Genomic DNA, 25,038 nt, shown 5'->3' with positions numbered 1-25,038 from the left:
TCACCTCGCGGAGTGGGTAAGGACCCGGTCCCCGGCCGTCGCGATCGCCGCCGCCTGGGGCGCGGCGATGGCGAGGTAGTCGGAGGTGGACAGGGCCACGGAGCGGTCCAGCCGGGCCGCGTTGAAGTAGATCTCTTCGGTCAGGAGCAGGTTCTCGTCGACGACGAGGTGCAGGTCGGGGTGGAAGCTGAAGGGCATCACCGTGCCGCAGACGCTGCCGGCCAGGCGTTCGGCGATCTCGGGCGTGGCGAAGGCCGTCCGGCCCCCGCCCACCAGCGAGGCGACCGCGTCCAGGTCGACCTGCCGGTCCCCGGGCACCACCGCGAGCACGTACTTGCCGACGCGCTTGGTGATGCTGACGCGCACGATGATGCACTTGGCGGCCTGGTCCAGCGGATGACCGCGCAGCACGCTCGCCAGGTCCGTACGGCCCTCCGCCGGATGGTCGATCAGCCGGTAGCGGGCCCGGTGTCCGTCGAGGAGGTCGATCAGTCGCTGGTACATCACGCCACCTCGCCGACGTAGTGCCAGTCCTCGGGGTTGATCAGCCCGAAGGGGTTGACCGGAGCCACGCCCCGGAGGTTGGCCGCGACCTCCAGCAGGCGGAACGGGAAGTTGGGCATCCAGATGACCGGGACCTGCTGCGCGATGTAGTCCTGGTAGGCGTAGAGGTCTTCCAGGTCGTCGCTGACCACGGTGCGTGCGATCAGCTCGTCGGCCTTCGGGTCGCTGTAGCTGCCGAAGTTGACGGAGGATCCGGTGGAGTAGAGGGCCTCTCCGGTCGGGTAGAAGCCGGGGCCGTACCCCCATCCGCCGTTCCAGTCGCTGAACTCCCAAAGGCAGGGGCTGTCGGGCCCCGGGGTGCAGGTGGTGTCCTCCAGGACGAGCACGCTCGCCTCGACCTCGCTCAGCACGATCTCGATGCCCGCCTCGGCGGCGTCGGCGGCGAACTTGCGCATGACCTCGGTGAGGGTCTCGTGCCCCGCCGCGTACCGCATCGAGAAGGTCAGCGGGGTGCCGGCGGGAATGCCCTCGCCCGCCTCCCCGGGCCCGGTCCCCTCGCGCACGCACACGGCCGGGGTGGTGCTGGTGTCCCAGCCGTTCTCGCTCAGCAGGCGCCGGGCCCGGTCGACGTCGAAGGGGTACGGGTCCTGGTGCGCGGCGGGCGAGAGCAGCGGGCTGTCCGGGAGGGCCGGGATGGGCCCGGTGGTCGGGTAGCCGTAGCCCTTGTAGACGTCGCGGATGGCGCCCCGGGAGTCGAGGCTGGACTGCAGTGCCTGGCGGAAGTAGAGCTGCTTGAAGATCTTTCCGGAGACGGTGGGGTTGTTGAAGTTGATCGGGAAGTAATGGATCTTGTAGGTGAGCTGGGGCACGAGGTCGTAGTGCTCGCCGAGCGGGTTGGGCCCGCCCAGCTGCGGGTCCTCGGCCGGCTCGGTGACCTCGTCGAAGGGCAGGAAGCCGATCTGCACGCCGTCGACGGCGTCGGGGCCGCGGCGGAGCATCTCGTACTGGTCGGTGTCCGAGGCGGTGGGCACCAGCCGGAACGTGTCGAGGTGGGGCTTGTTGGGGCCCGAGTAGCTCTCGTTGGGGACCAGGACGGCCTCGCCCGAGGTCCCGTCGATGGTGTAGCGGTCCAGCTTCCAGGGGCCGTTGACCACGCTCCACACCGGGCTGGTGTCCCAGGTGTCGCGGGCGTCGTTGCAGGCCCGCAGGTAGGCGTAGACCGCGGAGGCCTGGGACGGGTCGTGGGTGGCGTCGGCCGGCCGGTCGTCGCCGGTGCGGTCCCACGCCCGGGGCAGCGGGGTGATGGTGCTGAACTGGTTCATCAGCACCCAGTTGTGCGAGTAGGCCCGGTCGAAGGTGAAGCTGACCTTGTCCTCGGCTACCTTCTCGTAGCCGGTCAGGTTGTCGGGGAAGAAGCCCGGCGTGTAGCCGCCGAAGCTGTCCTTCTCCGCCTCCAGGAGGTGCATCCACAGCATCACGTCGTCGGCGTTGACCGTCTCGCCGTTCGACCACTTGTAGGGCTTGACCGTGATCGTCGCCGTACGGCCGTCCTCGCTCCACACCGGGGGCTCGGCGAGGCTGCGCTCGTAGTCGACGGTCGGCTTGCCGCCGGTGCCGTACCAGTACAGCGGGCGGTACATCAGGGTCTGGAACTCGTGCAGGTTGGCCACCCCGTAGTACTCGCCGGGGGTGAACGGGAAGATGAAGACCGGGCTGAAACCGCTGGTGCAGGCCCAGGTCACGCTGCCACCGCGGAGCGGGACGGCGGTCGCGGTGGTCGCCGTGGCCGCGGTGGTGGTGGTGGTGGTGGTGGTGGGCGGGGTGGTGAGGGTGGTGGTGGGCGGGGTCATCTCGGTACCTCCTCCAATGCCGATGCGCCGCTGTCCGCGTGGGCTCCGTAGCGCTCCCAGCGCTCGTTCAGCCGGATCCGTCCGTCGTCGAGGAGCTCGGGGGTGCTCCAGCACCGCCCGGCGACGACCTCGCCGTCCGTGAGGACCATCGTGTAGGCGAATTCGAGCCGTCCGTCGGCTGCCACCCGCCCGTTCAGCGAGCCCCTGCGGACGGGGCCGCCGTCGAACTCGGCCCAGAGCAGGTCGCCTTCCTGGCGGTACCGGCCGACGGGCGCGTCCTCGTCCTTCGCGTAACCGGTGTTGCGGAAGCTTCTGCCGTCGTAGTCGATCACCGGTGTCGTATCTCCTGAGTGATGCACTTGACCGCGCCGCCGGCCTTCAGCAGTTCCGACATGTCCACGCCGTGCGGGACGAAGCCGCGTGCGCGCAGCTCATCGATCAGGTGCGTGGCGGTCTCGGTCAGGACCACGTTCCGTCCGTCGCTGACCGCGTTCAGGCCGAAGGCCTCGGCGTCCTCCCGGGTGGCGAGGATCGCGTCCGGGTACAGCTCCCGCAGTACGGCCCGGCTCTCCTCACAGAAGGCGGCGGGGTAGTACATCACCAGGTCGTCGTCGAGGACGCACAGGGCGGTGTCCAGGTGGTAGTAGAGCGGGTCCACCAGGGTCAGGCCGACCACCGGCAGGCCGAAGAACTCGCGGAGCTCCTCGTGCGCGCCGGGGTCGCTGCGGAATCCCGCGCCGGCGAGGATCCGCCCGCCGGCCGGGGCGAAGTCCCCCTCGCCCTCGTTGACGTGCACCGGCACGTGGACCTCGGTGTGGCCGTGGTCCTCGAACCAGGCGCGGTAGGCGTCGGCTTCCGGGGCCCGCTCCTGGTGGCGGAACCGGGCGATCAGCACCTTGTCGTCGACGACGGTGGCGCCGTTGGCCGAGAACACCATGTCCGCCAGGCCCTCGACCGGTTCGATGTACGAGACCTCGTGACCGAACCCGAGGTAGAGGTCCCGCACCCGCTCCCACTGCGCGAGCGCCAGATCGGCGTCCACCGGCTTGTCCGGGTTCATCCACGCGTTGATCGCGTAGGTGACCTCGAAGTGGGTGGGCCGGCACATCAGGTAGTGCCGCTTCGTCGCCTCACGCATGTTCCGGCCTCATCTCGGTACGGATGCGGCTGGCCACGATGTGCGCGGTGCTCAACGCCTCCTCCAGGGAGGCGCCCGTGGCGCCGAGGAAGCCGAGGATGTTGTTGCCCGCGGGCGGACGCTTGATGACCGTCCCCGGCGTGGCCGTGATCTTCAGGAAGAAGACGGAGGACGGGACCTCCTGCGGCACCTGCACCGACTCGACCGTGCCCGCCCCGCTGATCAGGCACATCGCGGCGGTGTGCACGGACGTCGGCGCGTAGTGCGAGACCTCGGGCTTGGCGCCGCGGGCCACGTCCACCACGCACTGAATGGGGTCGTGGCCGGCGCTGATGCGCGCCATGTGGTCGAGACCGCCGCCGCCGGGACGGATCGCGATCTCCAGGATGAAGGGCTTGCCCTGGTGGAACCGCACCTCCGCGTGGAGCACGGACCGGCGCAGGCCCTGGGCGTGCGCGGCGTCCCGGACCACCTCGTGGACCGCGGCGATCTGCGCCTCGGTCAGGGAGCTCGGCGCGTGGTGGACGTCGTCGTCGAAGGTGCCGCTCTCGACGGTGATCCGGTCCACGATGGAGCCGAGGTACACCTCGTCGTCCCAGGCCAGCGCCTCGATGAGGTGCTCGTGACCGTCGAGGTAGCCCTCGACGATGATCCCGTGCGGCCCCAGGTCCAGGCCGTCGGCCTCCATCAGCGCCCACGTCATGGTCTCGATGCCCCGGGTGGCGTCCGCGAAGCGGGCCCGCATCTCCTCGGGGTCGTCGACCTTGAAGACGAAGTTGCTGGCGGCGCCCAGGGTGGGCTTGAGGATCAGCGGGTAGCCCAGCTCGGTGCCGGCGGCCAGGGCGGCCTCGACGTCGGGGGCGTAACGGAAGCCGGGGTGGGCCGCGTTGCCGCGCTCGTGCGCCTGGCGCATCAGCAGCTTGTTGCGGCTGGTGCGGGCGGCCTCGAACCCGATGCTCGGCAGGCCGAGCGCCTCGGCGACGACCGCCACCGTGACGACCCCGGACTCCGAGAAGGTCAGGACCCCCTCGAACTCCTCTTCCGCGTGCCAGGCCTTGGCGGCCAGGACGATGTCCTCGATCTGCTTGGATCCGGCGATCCGGTAGCGGTCCGCGTCCCAGAAGTCCTCGGTGCCGATGCCGTTGAGGACGTAGACCTCGGCTCCGCGCTCCTCGATCTGCTGGTAGCGCGACACGTAGTAGGTGGCGTTCTGACTGGCTTCGATGGCGAGCAGCTTCACGGTGGACTCCCCCCTCAGACCTTCGCCGCGACGGGCTCGCGGGACTCGGTTGCGGCGGGGGCGGCGGCCGGGGCGGCGGCCTCGGTGCTCTCCACCGCGGCCTCGGCGGCCTCAGCGGCCTCAGCGGCCTCAGCGGCGGCCTTGGTCTCCCGGTCGAGCTTGCCCAGCGAGAGCACGGTGACGGTGCCGAGGACCGCGACGAGGGCGGCCAGGGCGTAGAAGCCGTACTGCACCTTCGTCGCGTCGACCAGCAGGGAGATCAGCACGACGGCGGTGGTGCCGGCCGCGAGGCCGAAGGCGTTGGTGGCGCCGAACACGAAGCCCGTACGGTCCTCCGGCGCCGCGCTCATCAGAGCCGTACGGGCCGAGATGCGGGCCATGCAGAAGGCGATCGCGGCGAACGGGATGACCGCCATCATCATGTACAGGTGGGTGGACTCCAGGACCAGGATCACCGAGAAGGCGAGGTACCCGATCAGGGTCGTCTTCAGCATGGTGGCCTTGGCGCTGACCTTCTTGAAGACCGCCGCGGCGAACAGCGCGCCGATGCCGAACAGCGCGTCGACGATGCCGAGGTAGCCCGCGTTGCTGTGGAAGCCCTCGATGACCAGGACCAGCATGATCGTGTTGCCGACGATGATGACGATGTTGCCGATGGCGTAGAGCAGGGCCAGGCGGGCCAGCGGCGGGCGGGTGCCGGTCAGCCGGGCGGCGGCGGCCTTGGCCGCCTTGGCCGCGGCCTCCGGAGCGCTGATCGCCACGCCGGCGGGACGGCGGCCGATGAGGAACAGCATCGCGGCCGACACGAGGAACGTGATGGCGTTGAAGTAGAACAGCGAGGTCGTGCCGATCCAGACGATCACCCAGCCGCCGAGGGCCGCCGAGGCGAGCGTACCGCCCTGGATGGCGATCTCCGCGTTGCCGTTGAACTGGGCGAGCCGGGACTCCGGCACGCGCTCCTTGATCAGCGCGTTGGAGGCGGGGAAGAACAGCGCCGCCGAGATCGAGAGCACGAAGCTGGCGACGTAGCTGATCGTGGACGGGTCACCGCCGAGGGCCAGCCAGACCGGCAGACCGACCGCCGCGGCGGCGCTCGCCAGGTCCGAGACCATCGCCAGGGTGCGGCGGTCGAAGCGGTCGGCGAGCTTGCCGAAGTACAGGGAGAGCGCCACCTGCGGGATGGTGACGGCGATGATCAGCCAGCTGACCGCGAGCATCGTGTTCTCCGCGGAGAACACCAGGTACGAAGCGGCCGTGAGCTGGATGCCGTTGCCCAGGTTGGTGACGAAGGTCGCCGGGATGAGCAGCTTCTCGGCGCGGTTGGGCCGGGGTGGGGCGAGCGTGGACACAAGGGCTCCTCGGGGGGTCAGACGCGGATGTCGACCGGCTCGGCGACGGGCTCGAAGGCCCCCACCGCGGTGGACAGGAGGGGAAGTCGCAGGGGAGCGACCGAGGTGACCGCGACGGCGTCGGCCGACAGGGTCAGGTCCGCCCCGGCCTCCTCGGCGCGGGCGGCGAGATCGACGAGCAGCGGAGCGGCGCACGCGGTCAGCGTCCGGACGCCGAGGACCAGGTCCCCGAGGTCGCTCGGCCCCTGGGCCGCGGCCCGGTCCGCCTGCTTCAGCAGCCGGTCCAGGTGCACCACGATCAGGTCCGCGGCACGGTGCAGGCTGAAGCTCTCCAGCTCGTAGTGGGAACGGAAGCGCTCGACGACGACGGCCGCGTGGGCGGCCCCGGTCGCGGACACCGGCAGGGGCGCGTCCGCCGGCGTCGCGGCGAGCAGCTCCTCCAGGCGGCCCGCGAGCCGGTTCCACGGCTCGACCAGCCGGGAGCCGGCCAGGCCGTCGAGCGCCTCGCGGCTGAAGTTCGTACGGGAGTGCTCCGGAGCGGTGAGCGCCAGGTAGAAGCGCACCAGGTCGCGCGGCACCTCGGCCACCAGGTCGGCGGCCCACACCACGTGGCCCTTGCTCGTGGAGAACTTCTCGTTCTCCAGCTCGTAGAACTCGTTCGACACGATGGCGTGCGGCTCGACGTACCGGTCGCCGTGCGCCATCAGCAGGGCCAGGTGCGTCATTCCCCAGAAGTAGACGTTGTCGAATCCGAGGAAGTACACGAGCTCGATGCCGTGCTCGGACAGCCAGTGCTCGTCGTAGCGGTCGGCGTGCTCCCCGAGCCGCTCCGCCGCGTACCAGGTGCAGTACATCGAGGCGGCCATGCCCTCGGCCCAGGCGTTGAGGACCTGGCCAGGGGTCTCGGCGAACGGCGCCGGGATGCCCCAGGCGGTCGGGTAGGTGATCGGGAAGTCCGGCAGCGGCCGGGCCAGCGCCTCCCGGATCAGCTGCGCGGTGTGCGGCCGCAGCACGTCCCGGTGGCGCACGTAGTAGTCGGCGAGCCGGTCGCGGTACTCCTCCATCGGCAGGACCAGGATCTGCGCCTCGCGGTGCGTGACCACGGCGTCCGGGTCGACGGTGGAACGCGGCCCCAGCAGCTCGTCGAAGTTGTTGGGGTGTCCGCAGGACTCGCACAGCCCGCCGCGGCTCTCCACCAGGCACACCGGGCAGTCGCCGGCGACCAGGCCCTCCATGAGGTACTCGCCGGTGGCCTCGACGTACGGCAGGAGCACCGTCTTCAGCCGGAACGCGCCGTCGGCGTGCAGGTCGGTGACGAAGTCGACGACGGTCTGGCGGTAGCCCTTGTCGAAGGGCGCGAAGCCGTCCACGGAGATCCCGGCGGCCTCCAGGGTCGCCCGGATCTGCGTCGCGGAGCGCAGGGCCAGTTCCTCCGGCGTCAGGCCGGCCCGCGCGGCGCTGGCCACGACGTAGGTCTGGCTGTCGTCGGTACCGCTGGTGAAGATCACCGGGCGGCCCGACGCCCGCAGGTAGCGGGCGTACACGTCGCCCGCCAGGTAGGGGCCCGCCAAGTGCCCGGTGTGCAGGTCGCCGTTGGGGGTCGGCGGCGGCGCGATGATGACCGTACGGCGTGTCATGCCTGAACTCCTTCGTGGCGAGCTGCGAACCGCTGTGTCATGTCGAGGTCCCACCAGACGCTGTACATCTCGAAGTCGGCGTCGGACTCGTTGATCACCCGGTGCCGGGCGCCCGGGGTGAAGTGGACGATGTCCCCGGTCACGAAGGGCGTGCGGATCCCCTCGGACTCCAGGACCGCCGAGCCGGCGACGGCGATGAAGATCTCGTACTCGTGATGGGCGTGCGCCGTCGAGGCGGTGCCGGGCCGGATGACGCACCAGGACCCCTCGAACGGGGCGTTGAGCTCGGGCCAGGGCAGCAGCCGCTGGGCGTCCAGGCCGTTCTCGTGGGTGAGTGCGTCGCGGTCGAGTTGCTTGGTGAGCATGGGGGTCGAATCTCTCCTCGTCGGGCTGCTACGTCTCGTCGCGAAGGCGGGGCCGTCAGGCGAACGCCAGCTCGCGCTCCTGCGCCGGGACCGTCACCGGCAGGCCCAGGCGGTGCGCGAGGATGTCCTGGGTGATCTCGGCCGAGCGGCCCGCGAGCACGCTCAGCAGCGAGTCCGCGATGCCGTGGGTGGCCTCGTTGACGCCTTGCAGGTAGCAGGCGGCGCTCGCCGGACGGCCCAGGTCGAGCCGGTAGTTGCGGCTGACGTCGACCCGCTCCAGGCCGATCGACTCCGCGAGGGCCTTGACCGCCCACGGCATCGCCCGGACGAAGCCCGTGCCCAGGAGCACCAGATCGGTGCGCATCTCCCGCTCGGCGCCCGACTTGCGGTCGGTGAGGGTCAGGACGATCTCCTCGCCGTCCATGCGCGCGGCGCTCACGTCGGTCATCGCCTGCATGGCCAGACGGTCCTGCCCGGTGCGGCGGTCCTGGTAGAACTGCCGGTAGAGGGCGTCGAGGGTGGCGGGCGACAGACCGCCGTAGTTGGAGCGGTACATCTCGTCGAGCAGCTGCTGGCGGGCGTCCGGCGAAGCCTCGTAGAACTCGTCGATGAACGACGAGTAGTACAGCTCGTTGGTGAACTTGCTGCTCTCGTAGCCGTTCAGGCCGATCGAACGCATGATCATCGTCGGCTTGCACTCGGGCAGGTCCCGCAGCGCCGCACCGAACAGCTCGGCCGCGCTCTGCGCACCGCCGACGACCGCGACCCGGTGCGGCAGATCGGCCCGCACCCCGGCGATGCGCTGGGTGTACTGCGTGCTGTGGATGACCCGCTCGGCCGGCAGGCCCTCGAACACCGCGGGCACGTGGGCGTCGCGGCCGGCGCCGATCACCAGGTAGCGGCAGCCGATGGTGTCGCCGTTGGCGAGGGTGACCACCCAGCCGGTGATCTCGCCGTCCGCGCCGGTGACCGCTTCCACACCGGCGCACTCGCGGCCGTACTCGACCCGGACCTGGGCGAGTTCGTCGGCGACCCACTGCAGGTAGTCCGATATCTCGCTGCGGTACGGCACCCAGCTGGCCAGGTTGACGAAGGCGTCGAGGCGCTCCTGGGCGTGCAGGAAGTTGACGAAGGAGAAGCGGCTGCACGGATTGCGCATGGTGACCAGGTCCTTCAGGAAGGACACCTGGCTGAGCGCGTCGGGCAGCAGCATGCCGCGCTGCCAGACGATGTCCTGCTCGCGCTCGATCAGCAGGGTGTCGCCGGCCAGCTCGGGAGCGAGCTCCTCGACGGCGACCGCCAGCGCGAGGTTCGCCGGACCCGCACCGACTGCGAGCAGTTCGACATTGCGATGCGCCATGGAAGTACCTCCAGATGGAACAGGTGGACAGGTTCGTACGGTCAGGAAGGACGGTCCGGGCCGTCGCAGTCGTCCATGAGCTGCCTGCCGGAACCGGGTGATGACGCCATTCCACGGCGGGGCCCGATTGCCCGGAAGCCATCTCGGCCACGGACAATCAACTCCGCTGCGGACCAGGTCAGCGCGTTGATTGACCAGTGCCGCGCACCTCTTCCGGTCAATGCGGAGCCCTCTTTCCATAGGCCCTCGTGATCAGTCGCGTCACACGCATCCGGCTGCCGGAACCATCCCTCGGGCGGCCGGGCTTCCATCGGAACCCCATGAGAAGGAGCCCCCCGTGCCGCTCACCGAGCCCATCACCCCCGCAGGCGCCCTCTACCGCCCCGGCACCCCCACCCGGGTCGCCACCCGCCGCCGCATCCTGATGTGCCGGCCCCAGCACTACGACGTCACGTACTCGATCAACCCCTGGATGAACCCGCAGCACAGCACGGACAACGCCCTGGCCGTGCGCCAGTGGGAGGCGCTGCGCGACCTCTACCTCGAACTGGGCCACGTCGTCGAGGAGATCGACCCCATCGAGGGCCTGCCCGACATGGTGTTCGCGGCCAACGGCGCCACCGTCGTCGACGGCAAGGTCTACGGCGCCCGCTTCCGGCACGCGCAGCGCACCGCGGAGGGCCCCGCGTACCTGAAGTGGCTGGAGAGCCGCGGCTACACCGACACCCTGTGGCCCGAGTACGTCAACGAGGGCGAGGGCGACATCCTCACCGTGGGCCGCCGCCTCCTGGCCGGTACCGGCTTTCGCACCGACCCCCGCTCACACGCCGAGGCCCAGGAGTTCTTCGGCCTGCCGGTCACCTCGCTGACGCTGGTGAACCCGGACTACTACCACCTGGACACGGCGCTGTGCGTGCTCTCGGACGACGAGATCATGTACTACCCCGCCGCCTTCTCCCAGGGCAGCCAGGCCGTACTGCGCGCCATGTTCCCCACCGCGGTCCTCGCCGGCGCCGAGGACGCCGCCGTCTTCGGCCTGAACGCCTTCTCCGACGGCCGGCACGTCCTGCTGCCCGCCGCGGCCACCGCCCTGCACGCCAAGCTGCGGGCGCGCGGCTTCGAGCCGATCGGCGTCGACCTGTCGGAACTCCTCAAGGCCGGCGGCAGCGTCAAGTGCTGCACGCTGGAGCTCCGCGACCGCTGAGAAGACGCGAAAAAAGACCCTTCTGACTGCGTTTCCGCAGGTCAGAAGGGTCTGATATGTGGAGCCTAGGAGATTCGAACTCCTGACATCTGCCTTGCAAAGGCAGCGCTCTACCAACTGAGCTAAGGCCCCGTGAAAACGGACGCACCCCTCCCGCGCGGGAAAGCGGTCGTTCCGCAGAACAGAGTACCGGGTGTACCCCCTCATCTCGCAAAATAATAGGGACTCCCGCCCTGCGACCACGCTCCGTAAGATGCTCGCGAGGTTCGCACCAGCGAAGGGGAGTAGTAAGAGTGGACGCAGTACAGCAAGAGGCCACGGCCAGAGCCAGGGAGCTTCAGCGCAGTTGGTACGGGGAGCCGCTGGGAGCTCTCTTCCGCCGGCTCATAGATGACCTCGGCTTGAACCAGGCCCGCCTCGCTGCCGTGCTCGGTCTGTCGGCGCCCATGCTGTCCCAGCTGATGAGCGGCCAGCGCGCCAAGATCGGGAACCCGGCCGTGGTGCAGCGCGTCCAGGCCCTCCAGGATCTCGCCGGCCAGGTGGCCGACGGAAGCGTCAGCGCGGGGGAGGCCACCGACCGGATGGACGAGATCAAGAAGACCCAGGGAGGTTCCGTCCTCAGCAGCAGCGGCCAGACCACCACCAGTTCCGGAGCACCCACCGTCAAGCGGGTCGTCCGCGAGATCCAGTCGCTGCTGCGCTCGGTCTCCGCGGCCGGCGACATCATCGACGCGGCGAACACCCTCGCCCCCAGCCACCCGGAACTGGCAGAGTTCCTCCGGGTGTACGGAGCGGGCCGCACCGCCGACGCGGTCGCCCACTACGAGGCGCACCAGAACTGACACGCACGACGACGGACAACGGGTGACGGGGGACGGGCACAGCGATGGGTGAGGTCTTCGCCGGTCGGTACGAGTTGATCGACCCGATCGGACGCGGTGGCGCAGGCGCCGTTTGGCGCGCCTGGGACCACCGGCGCCGCCGTTACGTGGCGGCCAAGGTCCTCCTCCAGAGCGACGCCCACACGCTCCTGAGGTTCGTACGGGAGCAGGCGCTGCGGATCGACCACCCGCACGTACTGGCCCCCGCCAGCTGGGCGGCCGACGACGACAAGGTCCTGTTCACCATGGACCTCGTCAGCGGCGGCTCCCTCGCCCACGTCATCGGGGACTACGGTCCCCTCCCGCCCCGCTTCGTCTGCAGCCTGCTCGACCAGCTCCTGTCGGGGCTGGCGGCGGTGCACGCGGAGGGTGTCGTCCACCGCGACATCAAACCGGCCAACATCCTGATGGAGGCCACCGGAACCGGGCGGCCGCACCTGCGGCTGTCCGACTTCGGGATCTCCATGCGCAAGGGCGAGCCCCGGCTGACCGAGACCGACTACGTCGTCGGCACGCCCGGTTATTTCGCCCCGGAGCAACTCCTGGGCGCCGAGCCCGACTTCCCCGCTGACCTCTTCGCCGTCGGGCTGGTCGCCCTGTACCTCCTCCAGGGGCGCAAGCCCGACTCCCAGGCCCTCGTCGAGCACTTCCTCGCCCACGGCACCCCCGACGCCCCCGAGGGCGTTCCCGCGCCGCTGTGGGACGTCATCGCCGGCCTGCTCCTGCCCGATCCCCAGAGCCGGTTCAAGACGGCCACGGGGGCCCGCAAGGCCCTCGCCGAGGCCGTGGAGCTGCTGCCGCCCGCGCCGGACGAGGATCCGGTGGAGGTGTTCGACCAACTCGGGCCGCTCCCCCCCGGCTTCGGCCCCCAGGGGCCGCTGACGGCCGCTGCGGGCCCGTCCGGCGGCACCGCGGCGCCCACGGCCCCCGCGATCCCGCCGAACGGCTCCACGGCCGCCTCCCCCTCCGCGTCCCCCACGGTGGCGGTGTCGGCGGAGCCCACCCGCACCGACCCCCGCGGCAGGGCCGGCACGGGGCCGGCCACCGGGTACGGCTCGCCGGCCGCCCCGGCGGGCCAGCCCTCCCCCTACGCGACGGTCCCGGCCCAGGTGCCCTCGTACGGGCCTTCGTACGGTCCCTCGGAGACGGGCAGCTTCCACCTGCCGCCGCCCGTCGTGCCCGACCCGGCGGCCTCCACGCTCCCGACGGCCCGCCGCGGCGGTCTGGCCCCGCCGCCCCGGAAGGTCACGGCCGGCATCCTCGCCGCCGCACTGCTCTGCTTCGCCGTGGGCGTCTGGGCGCTCACCCAGCTGTAGGGGGTGTCCGGTGGGCCGGGCCTCAGCCGGCCGCGGCCCCGCGCCCCCGCCGGGCCAGCAGGATCCACCCGCCCAGCACGAGCAGCAGCAGCGTCCCGGTGCCGAAGCCGGCGCCCGCCACCACCCGCATCGCGGAGTGCTTCCCGGCGGCCTCAGCGGCCTCCGGGGCGGTGAGCCCCTCCTTGGCCGCGGCCAGGTCCGCGCCCCCGACCCCGAAGCCGCCCGCGGCCAGACTCTCCGTGTACGCGGGCGCCTTGGCCGGGGTGCCGGTGACCTCCATGCGCAGGGTCAGCGGCACGGGAGTCGCGTCCTCGGTGAACTCGGCGACCTTCCCGCCCATGGTCACGGCGATGTAGTACCAGCCGGCGATCCCCACGGGCCGGACGTCGGAGTCGCTCGCGTAGCGGTTCTCGTAGGCCACCGGCGGGGTCTTCTCCAGCGTGATCCCGGCCTGTTTCCCGTCGTAGGAGGTGTCCTTGGCCGTGACCAGACCGCGGTAGGGGCTGTAGAGCGCGACCGCGAGCCCGCCCGAGGCGACGCCGAAGTCCTTGGTCAGCCTGGCCTTGGCCAGCTCCGTGCTGAGACCCAGCTGCTGCCCCCAGTCCAGCGGCACCCGGTAGTACCGGGTCTGTCCGGGCCGCAGCTCGTCGCGCCACACCCCCGGGCCCAGCGCCCGCGCGTCGTTGAAGCCGGTCCCGCCGCTGCGGCCTACCGCTTCCGTGCCGGGCAGCGCGGCCGGGGACCCCGAGGGCCAGACGCTGGGCGCGGCGGTCGGCCCGCCGGCGGCGCGGCCCGGCTCACGCTGTACGCGCAGCTCCAGGGGCCAGCGGCTCTGGTCTGAGCCCTTGGCCGACGTACGGGTCACCTTGGCGTAGTAGACCCCGGCCGCGGCGCAGTCCTGGTCCTCCCCGCCCCACCGGACGCCGGCGGCGCTGACGGGCACCGGGTCGTAGCCGAGGCTCGCGCGGCCGGCACTGGCCCGGCAGGACTTCCCGGCTGTGTCCATGATCTCGACCGCGATGCCGTCGCCGTACGAGACCTTGGCGCCCGGACCGGGCCGGGCCACGGCGGAGACGTACACGTTGGACCGGTCGTTCTTCAGGTTGAGCCGGTACACGCGCTCCCCGGGCGCCAGCGTGTCCTCGTAGATGTTCCCCGCCTCCAGCAACGGGGCGTCCGCTGTGGACTGCTTGCCCTCGACGGCCTTGGCGCCCTTCGCCACCTCGTACGTCGGCACCGGCGGCGCCGACGGTCCGGCGTTCGCCGCTGCGGGCAGCGCGGCGACCGCCAGCCCCAGGGCCGCCGCCCCCGCGAGCGAAGTTCTCCGTATCCGACCCATCACGCCCACCCCGAGTTTGCTAGCGCAAGCCAAATCTTTACATAACGGAAGTTTTCGTCACAGAACAGCACAAAGCCCCGGCCGCAGCGGCAGCCGGGGCTCCATGAGATCAGCCTTGGGTCTCACACACCGGAACCAGAGGGCACGGAGTCAGTTGCCTCCGTCCACAGGTCCTGCTCGGCACGGTCCGCCTGGATCTGGCGGTACACGAGGAGTCCGCCGATGGCGGCCAGTGCGACCAGGAGCAGCTTCTTCACCGCGCGACCTCGTCTTTCGTTGACGTAGGGGACTTCTGAAGCCCAACAATACACACGGACCGATACCGATCGGTGACCTGCCGGCCCGCCAACTGGCCCCACGACAAAGACCCCCAGGCCTGGGGCCTGGGGGTCTTCGACACTGTGGGGCTAACAGGATTTGAACCTGTGGCCTCATCCTTATCAGGGATGCGCTCTAACCAACTGAGCTATAGCCCCATCCGCGCTGCGCGCTGACTCCTGAAGATTAGCGCACAGAGCGGGTCCAGCCAAAATCCCCCGGGGCGGAGCCCCGACGGCCGCTGCCCGCGGGTGTCCCCGCAGGTCAGTCAGCGGTCATTCGTCCTCGGCGAGCGTCAGCTCCACACCGCCGACGAAGCCCGCCGAGAGGTTGTAGATGAACGCGCCCAGCGTCGCCAGCGCGGTGGCCAGCACCACGTCGATCACCGCGATCACCGACGTGAAGATCAGGACCCGCGGCAGCGACAGGAACGACTGGAGGTCGAAGCCGTTGCTCTCGTTCGAGCCGGTCGCCTCGCTGATCGTGCCGCCGACGGTCGAGAAGACGCCCATCGCGTCCATGACCATCCACAGCACCACCGCCGCCACGATCGTGCAGATGCCCAGCGCGATCGACAGCAGGAAGCTGACCTTCATCACCGACCACGGGTCGGCCTTGGCCACCCGCAGCCGCGCCTTGCGCGTCCTGGGGGCCGTACGGACCCCCGTACGGGGCACGCGCTGCCCGGCGCCGCCCCCGCCACCCCGCGGCGCACCCGGGCCCGCGGGCGCCGCGTAGGCGTGCGGCGGCTGGTACGGCTGCTCTGCGGGTCCCGCACCGGCCTGCGGCTGCGGTCCTCGGGTGTCCGTCACGATGCCCCCTTGGGAGTCCGCGGCAGGGCCACGGGCACCGTCCTCTCCAGTCTTGGCCGGTCCGGCGCCCGTGGCTCCACTCACGACTTACTCCTCGTGCTCCCCGGCCGAAGGCTCAGTGCCCCCGGCGGCTGCCTCGGCGGCCTGTCCCTCGCCCGCCTCGGTCTCGTTCTCGTCGACCTCGACCTCATCAGCTTCCTGACCGGCCTCGGCGTTACGGGCGATACCCACCACGGCATCACGCTTGCCCAGGTTGATCAGCTGGACGCCCATGGTGTCACGGCCGGTCTCCCTGACTTCATTGACGCGCGTACGAATCACACCACCGCCCAGCGTGATGGCGAGAATCTCGTCCGTTTCGTCCACCACGAGCGCCCCTACGAGCGACCCGCGGTCCTCCACGATCTTCGCGGCCTTGATACCCAGACCACCACGACCCTGGACGCGGTACTCGTCGACCGGCGTCCGCTTGGCGTAGCCGCCGTCGGTCGCGGTGAAGACGAACGTACCGGGCCGGACCACGCTCATGGAGAGCAGTTCGTCTCCTTCGCGGAAACTCATGCCCTTCACACCCGAGGTCGCACGCCCCATCGGACGCAGCGCGTCGTCGGTCGCCGTGAAGCGGATCGACTGCGCCTTCTTGCTGATCAACAGCAGATCGTCCTCGGCGGACACCAGCTCGGCGCCGATCAGCTCGTCGTCGCTGCCGTCCTCCGTCTCGCGGAGGTTGATCGCGATGACACCACCCGATCGGGGCGAGTCGTAGTCCTTGAGCGCCGTCTTCTTCACCAGGCCGCCCTTGGTGGCCAGGATCAGGTACGGCGCCGCCTCGTAGTCGCGGATGGCGAGGATCTGCGCGATCTTCTCGTCCGGCTGGAAGGCCAGCAGGTTCGCCACGTGCTGCCCGCGCGCGTCCCGTCCGGCGTCCGGGAGCTCGTACGCCTTGGACCGGTAGACCCGGCCCTTGTTCGTGAAGAACAGCAGCCAGTGGTGCGTGGTGGAGACGAAGAAGTGGTCGACCAGGTCGTCCTGCTTCAGCTTCGTACCGCGCACGCCCTTGCCGCCGCGCTTCTGCGAGCGGTAGTCCTCGGTCTTGGTCCGCTTGACGTAACCGCCGTGCGTGATCGTGACGACGATGTCCTCTTCGGCGATCAGGTCCTCCATGGACATGTCGCCGTCGAAGGGCACCAGCTTGGAACGCCGGTCGTCGCCGAACTTCTCGACGATCGCCGCCAGTTCCTCGCTGACGATCTGACGCTGACGCTCCGGCGAGGCCAGGATCGCGTTGTACTCGTTGATCTTGGCCTGGAGCTCGTCGTGCTCGGCGACGATCTTCTGCCGCTCCAGCGCCGCCAGGCGCCGCAGCTGCATCTCCAGGATGGCGTTCGCCTGGATCTCGTCGATCTCCAGCAGGCCCATCAGGCCCTCGCGCGCGATCTCGACCGTGTTGCTGCGCCGGATCAGCGCGATGACCTCGTCGATCGCGTCCAGCGCCTTGAGCAGACCACGCAGGATGTGCGCGCGCTCCTCCGCCTTGCGCAGACGGAATCGGGTGCGCCGGACGATGACCTCGATCTGGTGCGTCACCCAGTGGCGGATGAACGCGTCGATCGACAGGGTGCGCGGCACGCCGTCCACCAGCGCCAGCATGTTCGCGCCGAAGTTCGTCTGCAGATCGGTGTGCTTGTAGAGGTTGTTCAGCACGACCTTCGCGACCGCGTCCCGCTTCAGGACGATCACCAAGCGCTGGCCGGTCCGCGACGAGGTCTCGTCACGGACGTCGGCGATGCCGCCGACCTTGCCGTCCTTCACCAGGTCGGCGATCTTCTGCGCCAGGTTGTCGGGGTTGGTCTGGTACGGAAGCTCCGTGACCACCAGGCACTGGCGGTTCTGGATCTCCTCGACCTCCACCACCGCGCGCATCGTGATGGAGCCGCGACCGGTCCGGTACGCCTCCTCGATGCCCTTGCGGCCCACGACCAGGGCGCCCGACGGGAAGTCAGGACCCTTGATCCGCTCGATGAGCGCGTCCTGGAGCTCCTCGTGCGAGGCCTCCGGGTGCTCCAGCGCCCACTGCGCACCGGCCGCGACCTCGCGCAGGTTGTGCGGCGGGATGTTCGTCGCCATACCGACCGCGATACCGGCGCTGCCGTTGACCAGCAGGTTCGGGAAGCGCGCCGGCAGGACCGTCGGCTCCTGGTTGCGGCCGTCGTAGTTGTCCTGGAAGTCGACGGTCTCCTCGTCGATGTCCCGGAGCATCTCCATGGCCTGCGGCATCAGCTTGCACTCGGTGTAGCGCATCGCGGCCGCCGGGTCGTTGCCCGGAGAACCGAAGTTGCCGTTGCTGTCCACCAGCGGCATGCGCATCGACCACGGCTGCGCCAGGCGGACCAGGGCGTCGTAGATCGAGCTGTCACCGTGCGGGTGGTAGGTGCCCATGACGTCACCGACGACGCGGGCGCACTTGTAGAAGCCCTTCTCGGGCCGGTAGCCACCGTCGTACATCGCGTACAGCACGCGGCGGTGCACCGGCTTGAGGCCGTCGCGCACGTCCGGCAGGGCGCGCGAGACGATGACGGACATCGCGTAGTCGAGGTAGGAGCGCTGCATCTCCGTCTCGAGCCCGACGGGCTCGATGCGCAGCACGGGCTGCTCCTCCGCGGCGTTCTCGGCGTTCTCAGCGGTGGGGGTGGTTTCGTCGGCCATTGCTGGTCAAGAGTCCTTTCAGGCGGCGGTCAGCGGAGCCGACTCAGATGTCGAGGAAGCGGACGTCCTTGGCGTTGCGCTGGATGAAGGAGCGCCGCGCCTCGACGTCCTCACCCATCAGCACCGAGAACAGGTCGTCGGCCTGCGCCGCGTCGTCGAGCGTGACCTGGCCGAGGACACGGTGGTCCACGTCCATGGTGGTGACGCGCAGCTCCTCGGCGTTCATCTCGCCCAGACCCTTGAAGCGCTGGATCGAGTCTTCCCTGATCCGCTTGCCGTTCTGCTTGCCCAGCTCCACCAGCGCGTCGCGCTCGCGGTCCGAGTACGCGTACTCGAAGTCGTCCCGGCCCCACTTGATCTTGTAGAGCGGCGGGCGGGACAGGTACACGTGACCGGCCTCGACCAGCGGGCGCATGAAGCGGAAGAGGAACGTCAGCAGCAGGGTGTTGATGTGCTGGCCGTCGACGTCGGCGTCCGCCATCAAGATGATCTTGTGATAGCGGAGCTTCTCGATGTCGAAGTCCTCGTGCACCCCGGTACCGAAGGCACTGATCAGCGCCTGGACCTCGGTGTTCTGGAGGATCTTGTCGATACGGGCCTTCTCGACGTTCAGGATCTTGCCGCGGATCGGCAGGATGGCCTGGTACATCGGGTTGCGGCCGGACTTCGCGGACCCACCGGCCGAGTCACCCTCGACGATGAAGATCTCGCACTTCGTCGGGTCGTTCGACTGGCAGTCCGACAGCTTGCCCGGCAGCGAGGCCGACTCCAGCAGACCCTTGCGACGGGTCAGGTCACGGGCCTTGCGGGCCGCGACGCGCGCCGTGGCCGCCTGGATCGACTTGCGGATGATGTCCGCGGCCTCGACCGGGTTGCGGTCGAACCAGTCGTTCAGGTGCTCGTGCACGACCTTCTGCACGAAGGTCTTCGCCTCCGTGTTGCCCAGCTTGGTCTTCGTCTGGCCCTCGAACTGCGGCTCGCCCAGCTTGATCGAGATGATCGCCGTCAGACCCTCGCGGATGTCCTCGCCGGCGAGGTTGTCGTCCTTCTCGCGCAGCAGCTTCTTCTCGCGCGCGTACCGGTTGACCAGACCCGTCAGAGCCGCACGGAAGCCCTCCTCGTGCGTACCGCCCTCATGCGTGTGGATCGTGTTCGCGAAGGAGTAGACGCCCTCCGTGTACTGCGAATTCCACTGCATCGCGATCTCGACCGAGAGCATCCGCTCCTTGTCCTCGGCCTCGACGTCGATGACGGTCGGGTGGATCATCTCGCCCTTGCGCGAGTTGAGGTACTTCACGAAGTCGACGATGCCGCCCTCGTAGTGGTACTCCACCGTGCGCGCCGTGGGCTCGACCGCGTCCGCCTCCGGGTCGTCCGCACCCACGGTGGCCTTCGCCGACTCGCGCTCGTCGGTCAGCGTCAGGGTCAGGCCCTTGTTGAGGAAGGCCATCTCCTGGAAGCGCCGCGACAGCGTCTCGAAGGAGTAGTCGGTCGTCTCGAAGACGTCCGGGTCGGCCCAGAACGTCACCGAGGTGCCGTGCTCGTCGGTCTCCTCGTTCCTGGCCAGCGGGGCCGTCGGCACGCCCAGCTTGTAGTCCTGGGTCCAGCGGTAGCCGTCCGTCTTGACCTCGACCGCGACCTTGGTCGACAGGGCGTTCACGACGGACACGCCCACGCCGTGCAGACCGCCGGAGACCGCGTAGCCGCCGCCGCCGAACTTGCCGCCCGCGTGCAGGACGGTCAGCACGACCTCGACGGCCGGCTTGCCCTCGGACGGCACGATGCCGACCGGGATGCCACGGCCGTTGTCGACGACGCGCACGCCACCGTCGGCCAGGATCGTGACGTCGATCCTGTCCGCGTGACCGGCCATCGCCTCGTCGACGGAGTTGTCGACGACTTCCTGGACCAGGTGGTGCAGGCCGCGCTCGCCGGTCGAGCCGATGTACATGCCTGGCCGCTTGCGGACCGCGTCCAGGCCCTCAAGGACCTGGATCGCACTGGCGTCGTAATTCTTCTCGTTGGAGTCGCCGGAATCGGCCACGAAGCGCCCTCTCTGGCACAGCGCAGCCCGTACTCCGGACCAGCCAGTGCGCCGGAGGAGCGGCCGCGTCGATCTGCGTTGTCTGCGTAATCCCGCAACGGGCGGGATTTGCTTCAGTCTACCGGTACCACGGACATGAATGGGGGTTTGCCGGTACCTGCGTCCTCATGTGCCGCCCTGAACCTCCTCTCTCCGACTCCCCACATCCGGGAAGGGGCTCAAAGAGGCTCACACGGGCATCCAGCGCTTCGGCCTGTCAACCTCCCACTACCGTGAGGGACACCACCCGAACCGGGCACCACACCCGTCCCCCCGGCGACGTTCGCAGGCACGGCTCAGCACCGGAGCCCCGGTCCCGCGGCCCCGCGACGCCCTGGGCCGGGCAGGCGTGCGAAGCCCGCGCTCCAAGGGCCCGGCGCCCGCCCGGCTCCCGGCCGCGAGCCCGCCCGGCGCCCCGAGGCCTCGGCCCGGGCCCGCCTGCGTACGGCTAGCCGTACGTGTCCCCCGGGCCCGTACTGCCCGGCGCGCGCCACGGCCCGTACCCCTTCGGCCGCCCGCCCCCCGGCCCCCGCACCTGGATCATCCGCACCGTGCCCTGCCCCAGATCCGCGTTCAGCCGGGCCACCAGCTGCGGGGCCAGCAGCTTCAGCTGCGCCGCCCACGCCGAGGAATCACACCGCACGACCAGTTCACGGTCCTCGTACCGCTCCGGTTCACAGTGCGCCGCGATCTCCGGCCCCACGATCTGCGGCCAGCGCTCCATCACACCCGCCACCGCCATCGGCATCTCCCAGCCGCGCTCGGTGCGCAACCGGTCCAGCGCCGCCATCAACGGCATCGGATCGCGCCCGTCCGCCCGCGCCCCCGACCGCAGCCCCGGACCCTGCTGACGCTTCTTGCCACCCGCCGCGTTGCCCCGCGCCCGCGCCTGCTCCCGCGCCGCGGCCAGCGCCTGACGCGCGAGATCCACCCCGGAGACCTCCGGGACCTTCCGACCCTCCTGCGGGCCCTCGCCCTGCTCGCTCACCACCGCGTCACCTCACCACCGGACACCGCGTACCGCGTACCCACCAGCACCCCCGGGACGTCGTCGTCCACCGCCGCCGTCACCAGCACCTGCTCACCCGGGGCCACCAGCTCCGCCAGCCGCTCCCTGCGCCGCGCGTCCAGCTCCGCGAACACGTCGTCCAGGATCAGCACCGGCTCACTGCCCTCCGAGCGCAGCAGCTCGTACGACGCCAGCCGCAGCGCCAGCGCGTACGACCACGACTCCCCGTGACTGGCGTACCCCTTCGCCGGCAGCTCCCCCAGCCGCAGCACCACGTCGTCGCGGTGCGGCCCCACCAGGGTCACCCCGCGCTCGATCTCCTGCTTGCGCACCTCGGCCAGCGCCGCCAGCAGCACCTCGTAGAGCGCCTCACGCGTCCGCGCCGCACCCCGGTCCACCGCCTCACCCGCGGAGGACTTGTACGCGAGCCCCAGCGGGCCACCGCCCGGCGCGAGCTGCTCGTACGCCTTGTCCGCCAGCGGCAGCAGCGTCGCGATCAGGTCCAGCCGCTGAGCCAGCAGCTCCGCACCCGCGCGCGCGAGGTGCTGGTCCCACACGTCGAGGGTGGACAGGTCCATCGAGCGACCGCCGTGCCGGCGCGCCATCGCCGCCGACTTCAGCAGGGTGTTGCGCTGCTTCAGCACCCGCTCGTAATCGGAGCGGACCGCCGCCATCCGCGGGGAGCGCGCCGTCACCAGCTCGTCCAGGAAGCGGCGCCGCTCGCCCGGATCCCCCTTCACCAGGGCCAGATCCTCCGGCGCGAACAGCACCGTCCGTACGATCCCCAGCACGTCCCGCGGTCTGACCTGCGAGGACCGGTTGATACGGGCCCGGTTCGCCCGCCCAGGATTCAGCTCCAGCTCCACCAGTTGCTGCCGCTCGCCCTGGGTCACGGCCGCGCGGATGACCGCCCGCTCCGCACCCATCCGCACGAGCGGGGCGTCCGAGGAGACCCGGTGGCTGCCCAGGGTCGCCAGGTAGCCGATCGCCTCGACGAGGTTGGTCTTCCCCTGGCCGTTGGGCCCCACGAAAGCCGTGACGCCCGGGTCGAGGGGAACCTCGGCCCGGGCGTACGAGCGGAAGTCGGCCAATGAGAGATGCGAAACATGCATACGGCGCCGACCTCCCCCGGCTTCCAACTGATCGCTGTGGTGCTGTTACTGCTCGACTGCGTCGACTACTTCTTCTCGACCGCGTGGCCGCCGAACTGATTGCGCAGCGCGGCGATCATCTTCATCTGCGGGGAGTCGTCCTGGCGCGAGGCGAACCGCGCGAACAGCGACGCGGTGATCGCGGGCAGCGGCACGGCGTTGTCGATCGCCGCCTCCACCGTCCAGCGGCCCTCGCCCGAGTCCTGCGCGAAGCCGCGCAGCTGCTCCAGGTGCTCGTCCTCGTCGAGGGCGTTCACCGCCAGGTCCAGCAGCCAGGAACGGATGACCGTCCCCTCCTGCCAGGAGCGGAACACCTCGCGGACGTCGGTGACCGAGTCCACCTTCTCCAGGAGCTCCCAGCCCTCGGCGTAGGCCTGCATCATGGCGTACTCGATGCCGTTGTGGACCATCTTCGCGAAGTGGCCCGCGCCGACCTTGCCGGCGTGCACGGCGCCGAAATCGCCCTCCGGCTTGAGCGCGTCGAAGACCGGCTGGACACGGGCCACGTCCTCCGCGGCGCCGCCGTACATGAGCGCGTAACCGTTCTCCAGGCCCCACACGCCACCGGAGACACCGCAGTCGACGAAGCCGATGCCCTTGGCCGCCAGCTCCTCGGCGTGCTTCTCGTCGTCGGTCCAGCGCGAGTTCCCGCCGTCGACGACGATGTCACCGGGCGACAGCAGCTCACCGAGCTCGTCGACGGTGGACTGGGTGGCCGCACCGGCCGGGACCATGACCCACACCACGCGGGGGGCCTGCAGGCCGTCCACAAGTTCCTGCAGGCTGTGGACGTCCGCGAGGTCCGGGTTGCGGTCGTATCCGATGACGGTGTGGCCTGCGCGGCGAATGCGCTCGCGCATGTTGCCGCCCATCTTGCCGAGACCGACGAGACCAAGCTCCATCAGATGGTTCCTTAAGCGTTGTGGCCGTCTTTGCCGGGGCTCCCCGGGCCCTGTCCTCCAGGACGCACCGGGCGTCGCCCACCGGATCCGAGCCTACGCCGGGCCGTGGGGCCGAGCCTCACGGGCGCTCCATGGCGTTGTGGACGGCGGTGGAGGCTGTGGACGGCTGTGGACGGACTGTGGACGACGTCGGGCCCGGCCCCGCAGCGTGCGAGACCGGGCCCGACGTCGAGGAGCGCGCGCGTCAGCCGGAGAGGCGCACCGGCATGATCAGGTACTTGTAGCTCTCGTCCGCCTCCGCGTCGAGGGCCGGGCGGCCGCTCAGCAGCGCGGGCTTGGTGGACGTGGTGAAGCTCAGCTGGGCCACCGGGGAGGCGATCGCGCTCAGGCCGTCCAGCAGGAAGGTCGGGTTGAAGGCGATCGAGATGTCGTCGCCGTCGAGCTGGGCGTCGACCCTCTCCACAGCCTGTGCGTCGTCGGACGAGCCGGCCTCGAGGATCAGCACGCCCTGCTCGAAGCTCAGCCGGACCGGGGTGTTGCGCTCGGCCACCAGGGCCACGCGCTTGACGGCCTCGACGAACGGCGCGGTCTCGATCACGGCGACGGAGTTGAACTCGGTCGGGAACAGCGTCCGGTACTTGGGCAGGTCGCCCTCCAGCAGCCGGGTGGTGGTGCGGCGGCCGGCGCCCTCGAAACCGATCAGGCCTTCGCCCGCTCCGGAGCCGGACAGCGCCAGGGTCACGGTGTCACCGCTGGTCAGAGAGTTGGCGATCTCCTGGAGCGTCTTGGCGGGCACCAGGGCCACGGCCGACGCGTCCGGGTTCTCCGGCTTCCACAGGAACTCGCGGACGGCGAAGCGGTAGCGGTCGGTGGAGGCCAGGGTGACGCGGTCGCCCTCGATCTCGATGCGGACACCGGTCAGCACGGGCAGCGTGTCGTCGCGGCCGGCGGCGGTGGCCACCTGCTTGGCGGCGGAGGCGAAGACCTCGCCGGGCACGGTGCCGGTGGCGGTCGGCATCTGCGGCAGCGCCGGGTACTCCTCCACAGGCAGGGTGTGGAGGGTGAAGCGGGAGGAGCCGCAGACCACGGTCGCCCGTACACCGTCTGTGGAAATCTCCACCGGGCGGTTGGGCAGGGCGCGGCAGATGTCGGCGAGCAGCCGGCCGGAGACCAGGACGATGCCGTCCTCCTCGACGTCCGCCTCGACGGAGACGCGGGCCGAGACCTCGTAGTCGAAGCCGGAGAGGCTCAGCGTGCCGTCCTCGGCCTTGAGCAGCAGGCCCGCGAGAACGGGCACCGGCGGCCGGGCCGGGAGGCTACGGGCAGCCCAGGCCACCGCCTCCGCGAGTACGTCGCGCTCCACCCGGATCTTCACCGGAACCGCCTCCTGCTGTTGCTCGCTCGTCTGCCGGCCTTCGTCGTCGGCTCGTCGATGCCTCGACCGATGCCGGGGACCAGTCTGACGTACGGCGCCGACAGTCGGTGCGGCTGGCGGTCAAGTCGGGAGCGAGGAGACGGGGCGGCCGATCGACGAGTTGTGCACAGGCCCTGCTTGAAAACCGAAACCGGGCTCACTCTCTATGGGGGTAGTAGTAGGGCCTGTGGAAACGGTGGATAACCCCGTTCTCGCAGGTCAACCCCGGTTTTTTATCCACCGACCCTGTGGGTGACACCGGTGGACAACACGGTGTCCCTGTGGAGAACGAAAAGTTCTGCACAGGCTGTCCCCAGGGGAGCCCGATTACTCCACAGGTGTGTCCCCAGCTTTCCCCCAGTACTCCACAACCCAAACGTCTACATCCGTGTGACCGCTTTCACTCCGGACGGTGAGAGGGGGTGGCGCGTTGCCGAACAGTGGACAACGGTGTGGAGAA

The 25,038-nt window shown here is 70.1% G+C and carries 21 protein-coding genes and 2 tRNA genes; 3 read left to right on the top strand and 20 right to left on the bottom strand.

Features of this window, described 5'->3' with window-relative positions; translation table 11 throughout:
* The 9 genes from AC07DU_RS20775 to AC07DU_RS20735 are packed head-to-tail and all read right to left on the bottom strand — an operon-like array spanning nt 1 to nt 9,443.
* Nucleotides 1-504, bottom strand: coding sequence for a YbaK/EbsC family protein (locus AC07DU_RS20775; protein ID WP_360897148.1), 504 nt, complete (start codon nt 502-504; stop codon nt 1-3).
* Entirely contained in the window at nt 504-2,354 is a 1,851-nt protein-coding gene (locus AC07DU_RS20770) for an ABC transporter substrate-binding protein (protein ID WP_479112801.1), read from the bottom strand. Before AC07DU_RS20770 ends, AC07DU_RS20775 begins: the two co-directional genes overlap by 1 nt.
* Nucleotides 2,351-2,686, bottom strand: a complete 336-nt coding sequence (locus AC07DU_RS20765) for an avidin-fold protein (RefSeq protein ID WP_360897144.1) — start codon at nt 2,684-2,686, stop codon at nt 2,351-2,353. The genes AC07DU_RS20770 and AC07DU_RS20765 overlap by 4 nt, the downstream gene beginning before the upstream one ends.
* The gene (gene ddaH / locus AC07DU_RS20760; protein WP_479029356.1) at nt 2,683-3,492 is read right to left on the bottom strand and encodes a dimethylargininase; all 810 of its coding nucleotides are present in this window, start codon (nt 3,490-3,492) and stop codon (nt 2,683-2,685) included. The genes AC07DU_RS20765 and ddaH (AC07DU_RS20760) overlap by 4 nt, the downstream gene beginning before the upstream one ends.
* Nucleotides 3,485-4,732 (bottom strand): ATP-grasp domain-containing protein, encoded by a 1,248-nt coding sequence (locus tag AC07DU_RS20755; protein ID WP_453373313.1) that lies wholly within the window; start codon nt 4,730-4,732, stop codon nt 3,485-3,487. Before AC07DU_RS20755 ends, ddaH (AC07DU_RS20760) begins: the two co-directional genes overlap by 8 nt.
* Before the next feature lie 14 nt (nt 4,733-4,746).
* Nucleotides 4,747-6,081, bottom strand: coding sequence for an MFS transporter (locus AC07DU_RS20750; RefSeq protein WP_479112798.1), 1,335 nt, complete (start codon nt 6,079-6,081; stop codon nt 4,747-4,749).
* Nucleotides 6,082-6,098: 17 nt separating this feature from the next.
* Complete coding sequence (locus AC07DU_RS20745; protein ID WP_479112796.1) at nt 6,099-7,718, bottom strand: class I tRNA ligase family protein; 1,620 nt, start codon at nt 7,716-7,718, stop codon at nt 6,099-6,101.
* On the bottom strand, nt 7,715-8,083 hold the full coding sequence (locus tag AC07DU_RS20740; RefSeq protein ID WP_360897134.1) for a cupin domain-containing protein: 369 nt from the start codon (nt 8,081-8,083) through the stop codon (nt 7,715-7,717). The genes AC07DU_RS20745 and AC07DU_RS20740 overlap by 4 nt, the downstream gene beginning before the upstream one ends.
* 55 nt (nt 8,084-8,138) lie before the next feature.
* Nucleotides 8,139-9,443: a SidA/IucD/PvdA family monooxygenase gene (locus tag AC07DU_RS20735; protein ID WP_360897132.1), complete on the bottom strand. Its 1,305-nt coding sequence runs from the start codon at nt 9,441-9,443 to the stop codon at nt 8,139-8,141.
* Between the two features lie 337 nt (nt 9,444-9,780).
* Here AC07DU_RS20735 and ddaH (AC07DU_RS20730) point away from each other — a divergent pair, with 337 nt between their 5' ends.
* The gene (gene ddaH / locus AC07DU_RS20730) at nt 9,781-10,647 is read left to right on the top strand and encodes a dimethylargininase (RefSeq protein ID WP_453373316.1); all 867 of its coding nucleotides are present in this window, start codon (nt 9,781-9,783) and stop codon (nt 10,645-10,647) included.
* A 59-nt stretch (nt 10,648-10,706) separates the two neighbouring features.
* On the opposite strand, the gene AC07DU_RS20725 is transcribed toward ddaH (AC07DU_RS20730), so the two are convergent.
* Nucleotides 10,707-10,779 (bottom strand) — tRNA-Ala (locus tag AC07DU_RS20725).
* Nucleotides 10,780-10,940: 161 nt separating this feature from the next.
* On the opposite strand from AC07DU_RS20725, the gene AC07DU_RS20720 reads away from it, so the two are divergent.
* Nucleotides 10,941-11,489: a DNA-binding protein gene (locus AC07DU_RS20720; RefSeq protein WP_360897128.1), complete on the top strand. Its 549-nt coding sequence runs from the start codon at nt 10,941-10,943 to the stop codon at nt 11,487-11,489.
* 44 nt (nt 11,490-11,533) lie between these two features.
* Nucleotides 11,534-12,844, top strand: a complete 1,311-nt coding sequence (locus AC07DU_RS20715; RefSeq protein WP_479112794.1) for a serine/threonine-protein kinase — start codon at nt 11,534-11,536, stop codon at nt 12,842-12,844.
* Between the two features lie 22 nt (nt 12,845-12,866).
* Here the strand turns inward: AC07DU_RS20715 and AC07DU_RS20710 are convergent, their stop codons facing one another.
* The 10 genes from AC07DU_RS20710 to dnaN form a co-directional block, all read right to left on the bottom strand.
* A complete protein-coding gene (locus tag AC07DU_RS20710; protein WP_479112792.1) occupies nt 12,867-14,183 on the bottom strand; it encodes a hypothetical protein in 1,317 nt (438 codons plus the stop codon).
* A gap of 122 nt (nt 14,184-14,305) precedes the next feature.
* Nucleotides 14,306-14,440, bottom strand: a complete 135-nt coding sequence (locus tag AC07DU_RS20705; protein ID WP_208809277.1) for a DLW-39 family protein — start codon at nt 14,438-14,440, stop codon at nt 14,306-14,308.
* Nucleotides 14,441-14,585: 145 nt separating this feature from the next.
* Nucleotides 14,586-14,659 (bottom strand) — tRNA-Ile (locus AC07DU_RS20700).
* A 117-nt stretch (nt 14,660-14,776) separates the two neighbouring features.
* Nucleotides 14,777-15,313: a DUF3566 domain-containing protein gene (locus AC07DU_RS20695; protein ID WP_453374594.1), complete on the bottom strand. Its 537-nt coding sequence runs from the start codon at nt 15,311-15,313 to the stop codon at nt 14,777-14,779.
* Nucleotides 15,314-15,400: 87 nt separating this feature from the next.
* Nucleotides 15,401-18,019, bottom strand: a complete 2,619-nt coding sequence (gyrA, locus tag AC07DU_RS20690) for a DNA gyrase subunit A (protein WP_366866094.1) — start codon at nt 18,017-18,019, stop codon at nt 15,401-15,403.
* A 43-nt stretch (nt 18,020-18,062) separates the two neighbouring features.
* Nucleotides 18,063-20,084 carry a DNA topoisomerase (ATP-hydrolyzing) subunit B gene (gene gyrB / locus AC07DU_RS20685; protein ID WP_360897270.1) on the bottom strand — a complete coding sequence of 674 codons (2,022 nt, stop codon included), beginning with the start codon at nt 20,082-20,084 and terminating at the stop codon, nt 18,063-18,065.
* A gap of 466 nt (nt 20,085-20,550) precedes the next feature.
* On the bottom strand, nt 20,551-21,090 hold the full coding sequence (locus AC07DU_RS20680; RefSeq protein ID WP_453374596.1) for a DciA family protein: 540 nt from the start codon (nt 21,088-21,090) through the stop codon (nt 20,551-20,553).
* On the bottom strand, nt 21,087-22,223 hold the full coding sequence (recF, locus tag AC07DU_RS20675) for a DNA replication/repair protein RecF (RefSeq protein ID WP_360897116.1): 1,137 nt from the start codon (nt 22,221-22,223) through the stop codon (nt 21,087-21,089). Before recF ends, AC07DU_RS20680 begins: the two co-directional genes overlap by 4 nt.
* Before the next feature lie 65 nt (nt 22,224-22,288).
* Nucleotides 22,289-23,164, bottom strand: coding sequence for a phosphogluconate dehydrogenase (NAD(+)-dependent, decarboxylating) (gene gnd, locus AC07DU_RS20670; protein WP_479029341.1), 876 nt, complete (start codon nt 23,162-23,164; stop codon nt 22,289-22,291).
* 244 nt (nt 23,165-23,408) lie between these two features.
* Nucleotides 23,409-24,539 (bottom strand): DNA polymerase III subunit beta, encoded by a 1,131-nt coding sequence (gene dnaN, locus AC07DU_RS20665; RefSeq protein ID WP_479029339.1) that lies wholly within the window; start codon nt 24,537-24,539, stop codon nt 23,409-23,411.
* Nucleotides 24,540-25,038: the final 499 nt, after the last annotated feature.

Source organism: Streptomyces sp. NPDC045695, assembly GCF_056432025.1.
The sequence above is the reverse complement of the archived record's forward strand: the minus strand, read 5'-3'. Positions and strand labels throughout refer to the sequence as shown.

Bases quoted from the DNA above. Each gene is read 5' to 3' on its own strand.
- AC07DU_RS20775 (WP_360897148.1), bottom strand. From the start codon at position 504: ATGTACCAGCGACTGATCGACCTCCTCGACGGACACCGGGCCCGCTAC.
- AC07DU_RS20770 (WP_479112801.1), bottom strand. From the start codon at position 2,354: ATGACCCCGCCCACCACCACCCTCACCACCCCGCCCACCACCACCACC.
- ddaH (WP_479029356.1), bottom strand. From the start codon at position 3,492: ATGCGTGAGGCGACGAAGCGGCACTACCTGATGTGCCGGCCCACCCAC.
- AC07DU_RS20745 (WP_479112796.1), bottom strand. From the start codon at position 7,718: ATGACACGCCGTACGGTCATCATCGCGCCGCCGCCGACCCCCAACGGC.
- AC07DU_RS20740 (WP_360897134.1), bottom strand. From the start codon at position 8,083: ATGCTCACCAAGCAACTCGACCGCGACGCACTCACCCACGAGAACGGC.
- AC07DU_RS20735 (WP_360897132.1), bottom strand. From the start codon at position 9,443: ATGGCGCATCGCAATGTCGAACTGCTCGCAGTCGGTGCGGGTCCGGCG.
- AC07DU_RS20715 (WP_479112794.1), top strand. From the start codon at position 11,534: ATGGGTGAGGTCTTCGCCGGTCGGTACGAGTTGATCGACCCGATCGGA.
- AC07DU_RS20710 (WP_479112792.1), bottom strand. From the start codon at position 14,183: ATGGGTCGGATACGGAGAACTTCGCTCGCGGGGGCGGCGGCCCTGGGG.
- gyrA (WP_366866094.1), bottom strand. From the start codon at position 18,019: ATGGCCGACGAAACCACCCCCACCGCTGAGAACGCCGAGAACGCCGCG.
- recF (WP_360897116.1), bottom strand. From the start codon at position 22,223: ATGCATGTTTCGCATCTCTCATTGGCCGACTTCCGCTCGTACGCCCGG.
- gnd (WP_479029341.1), bottom strand. From the start codon at position 23,164: ATGGAGCTTGGTCTCGTCGGTCTCGGCAAGATGGGCGGCAACATGCGC.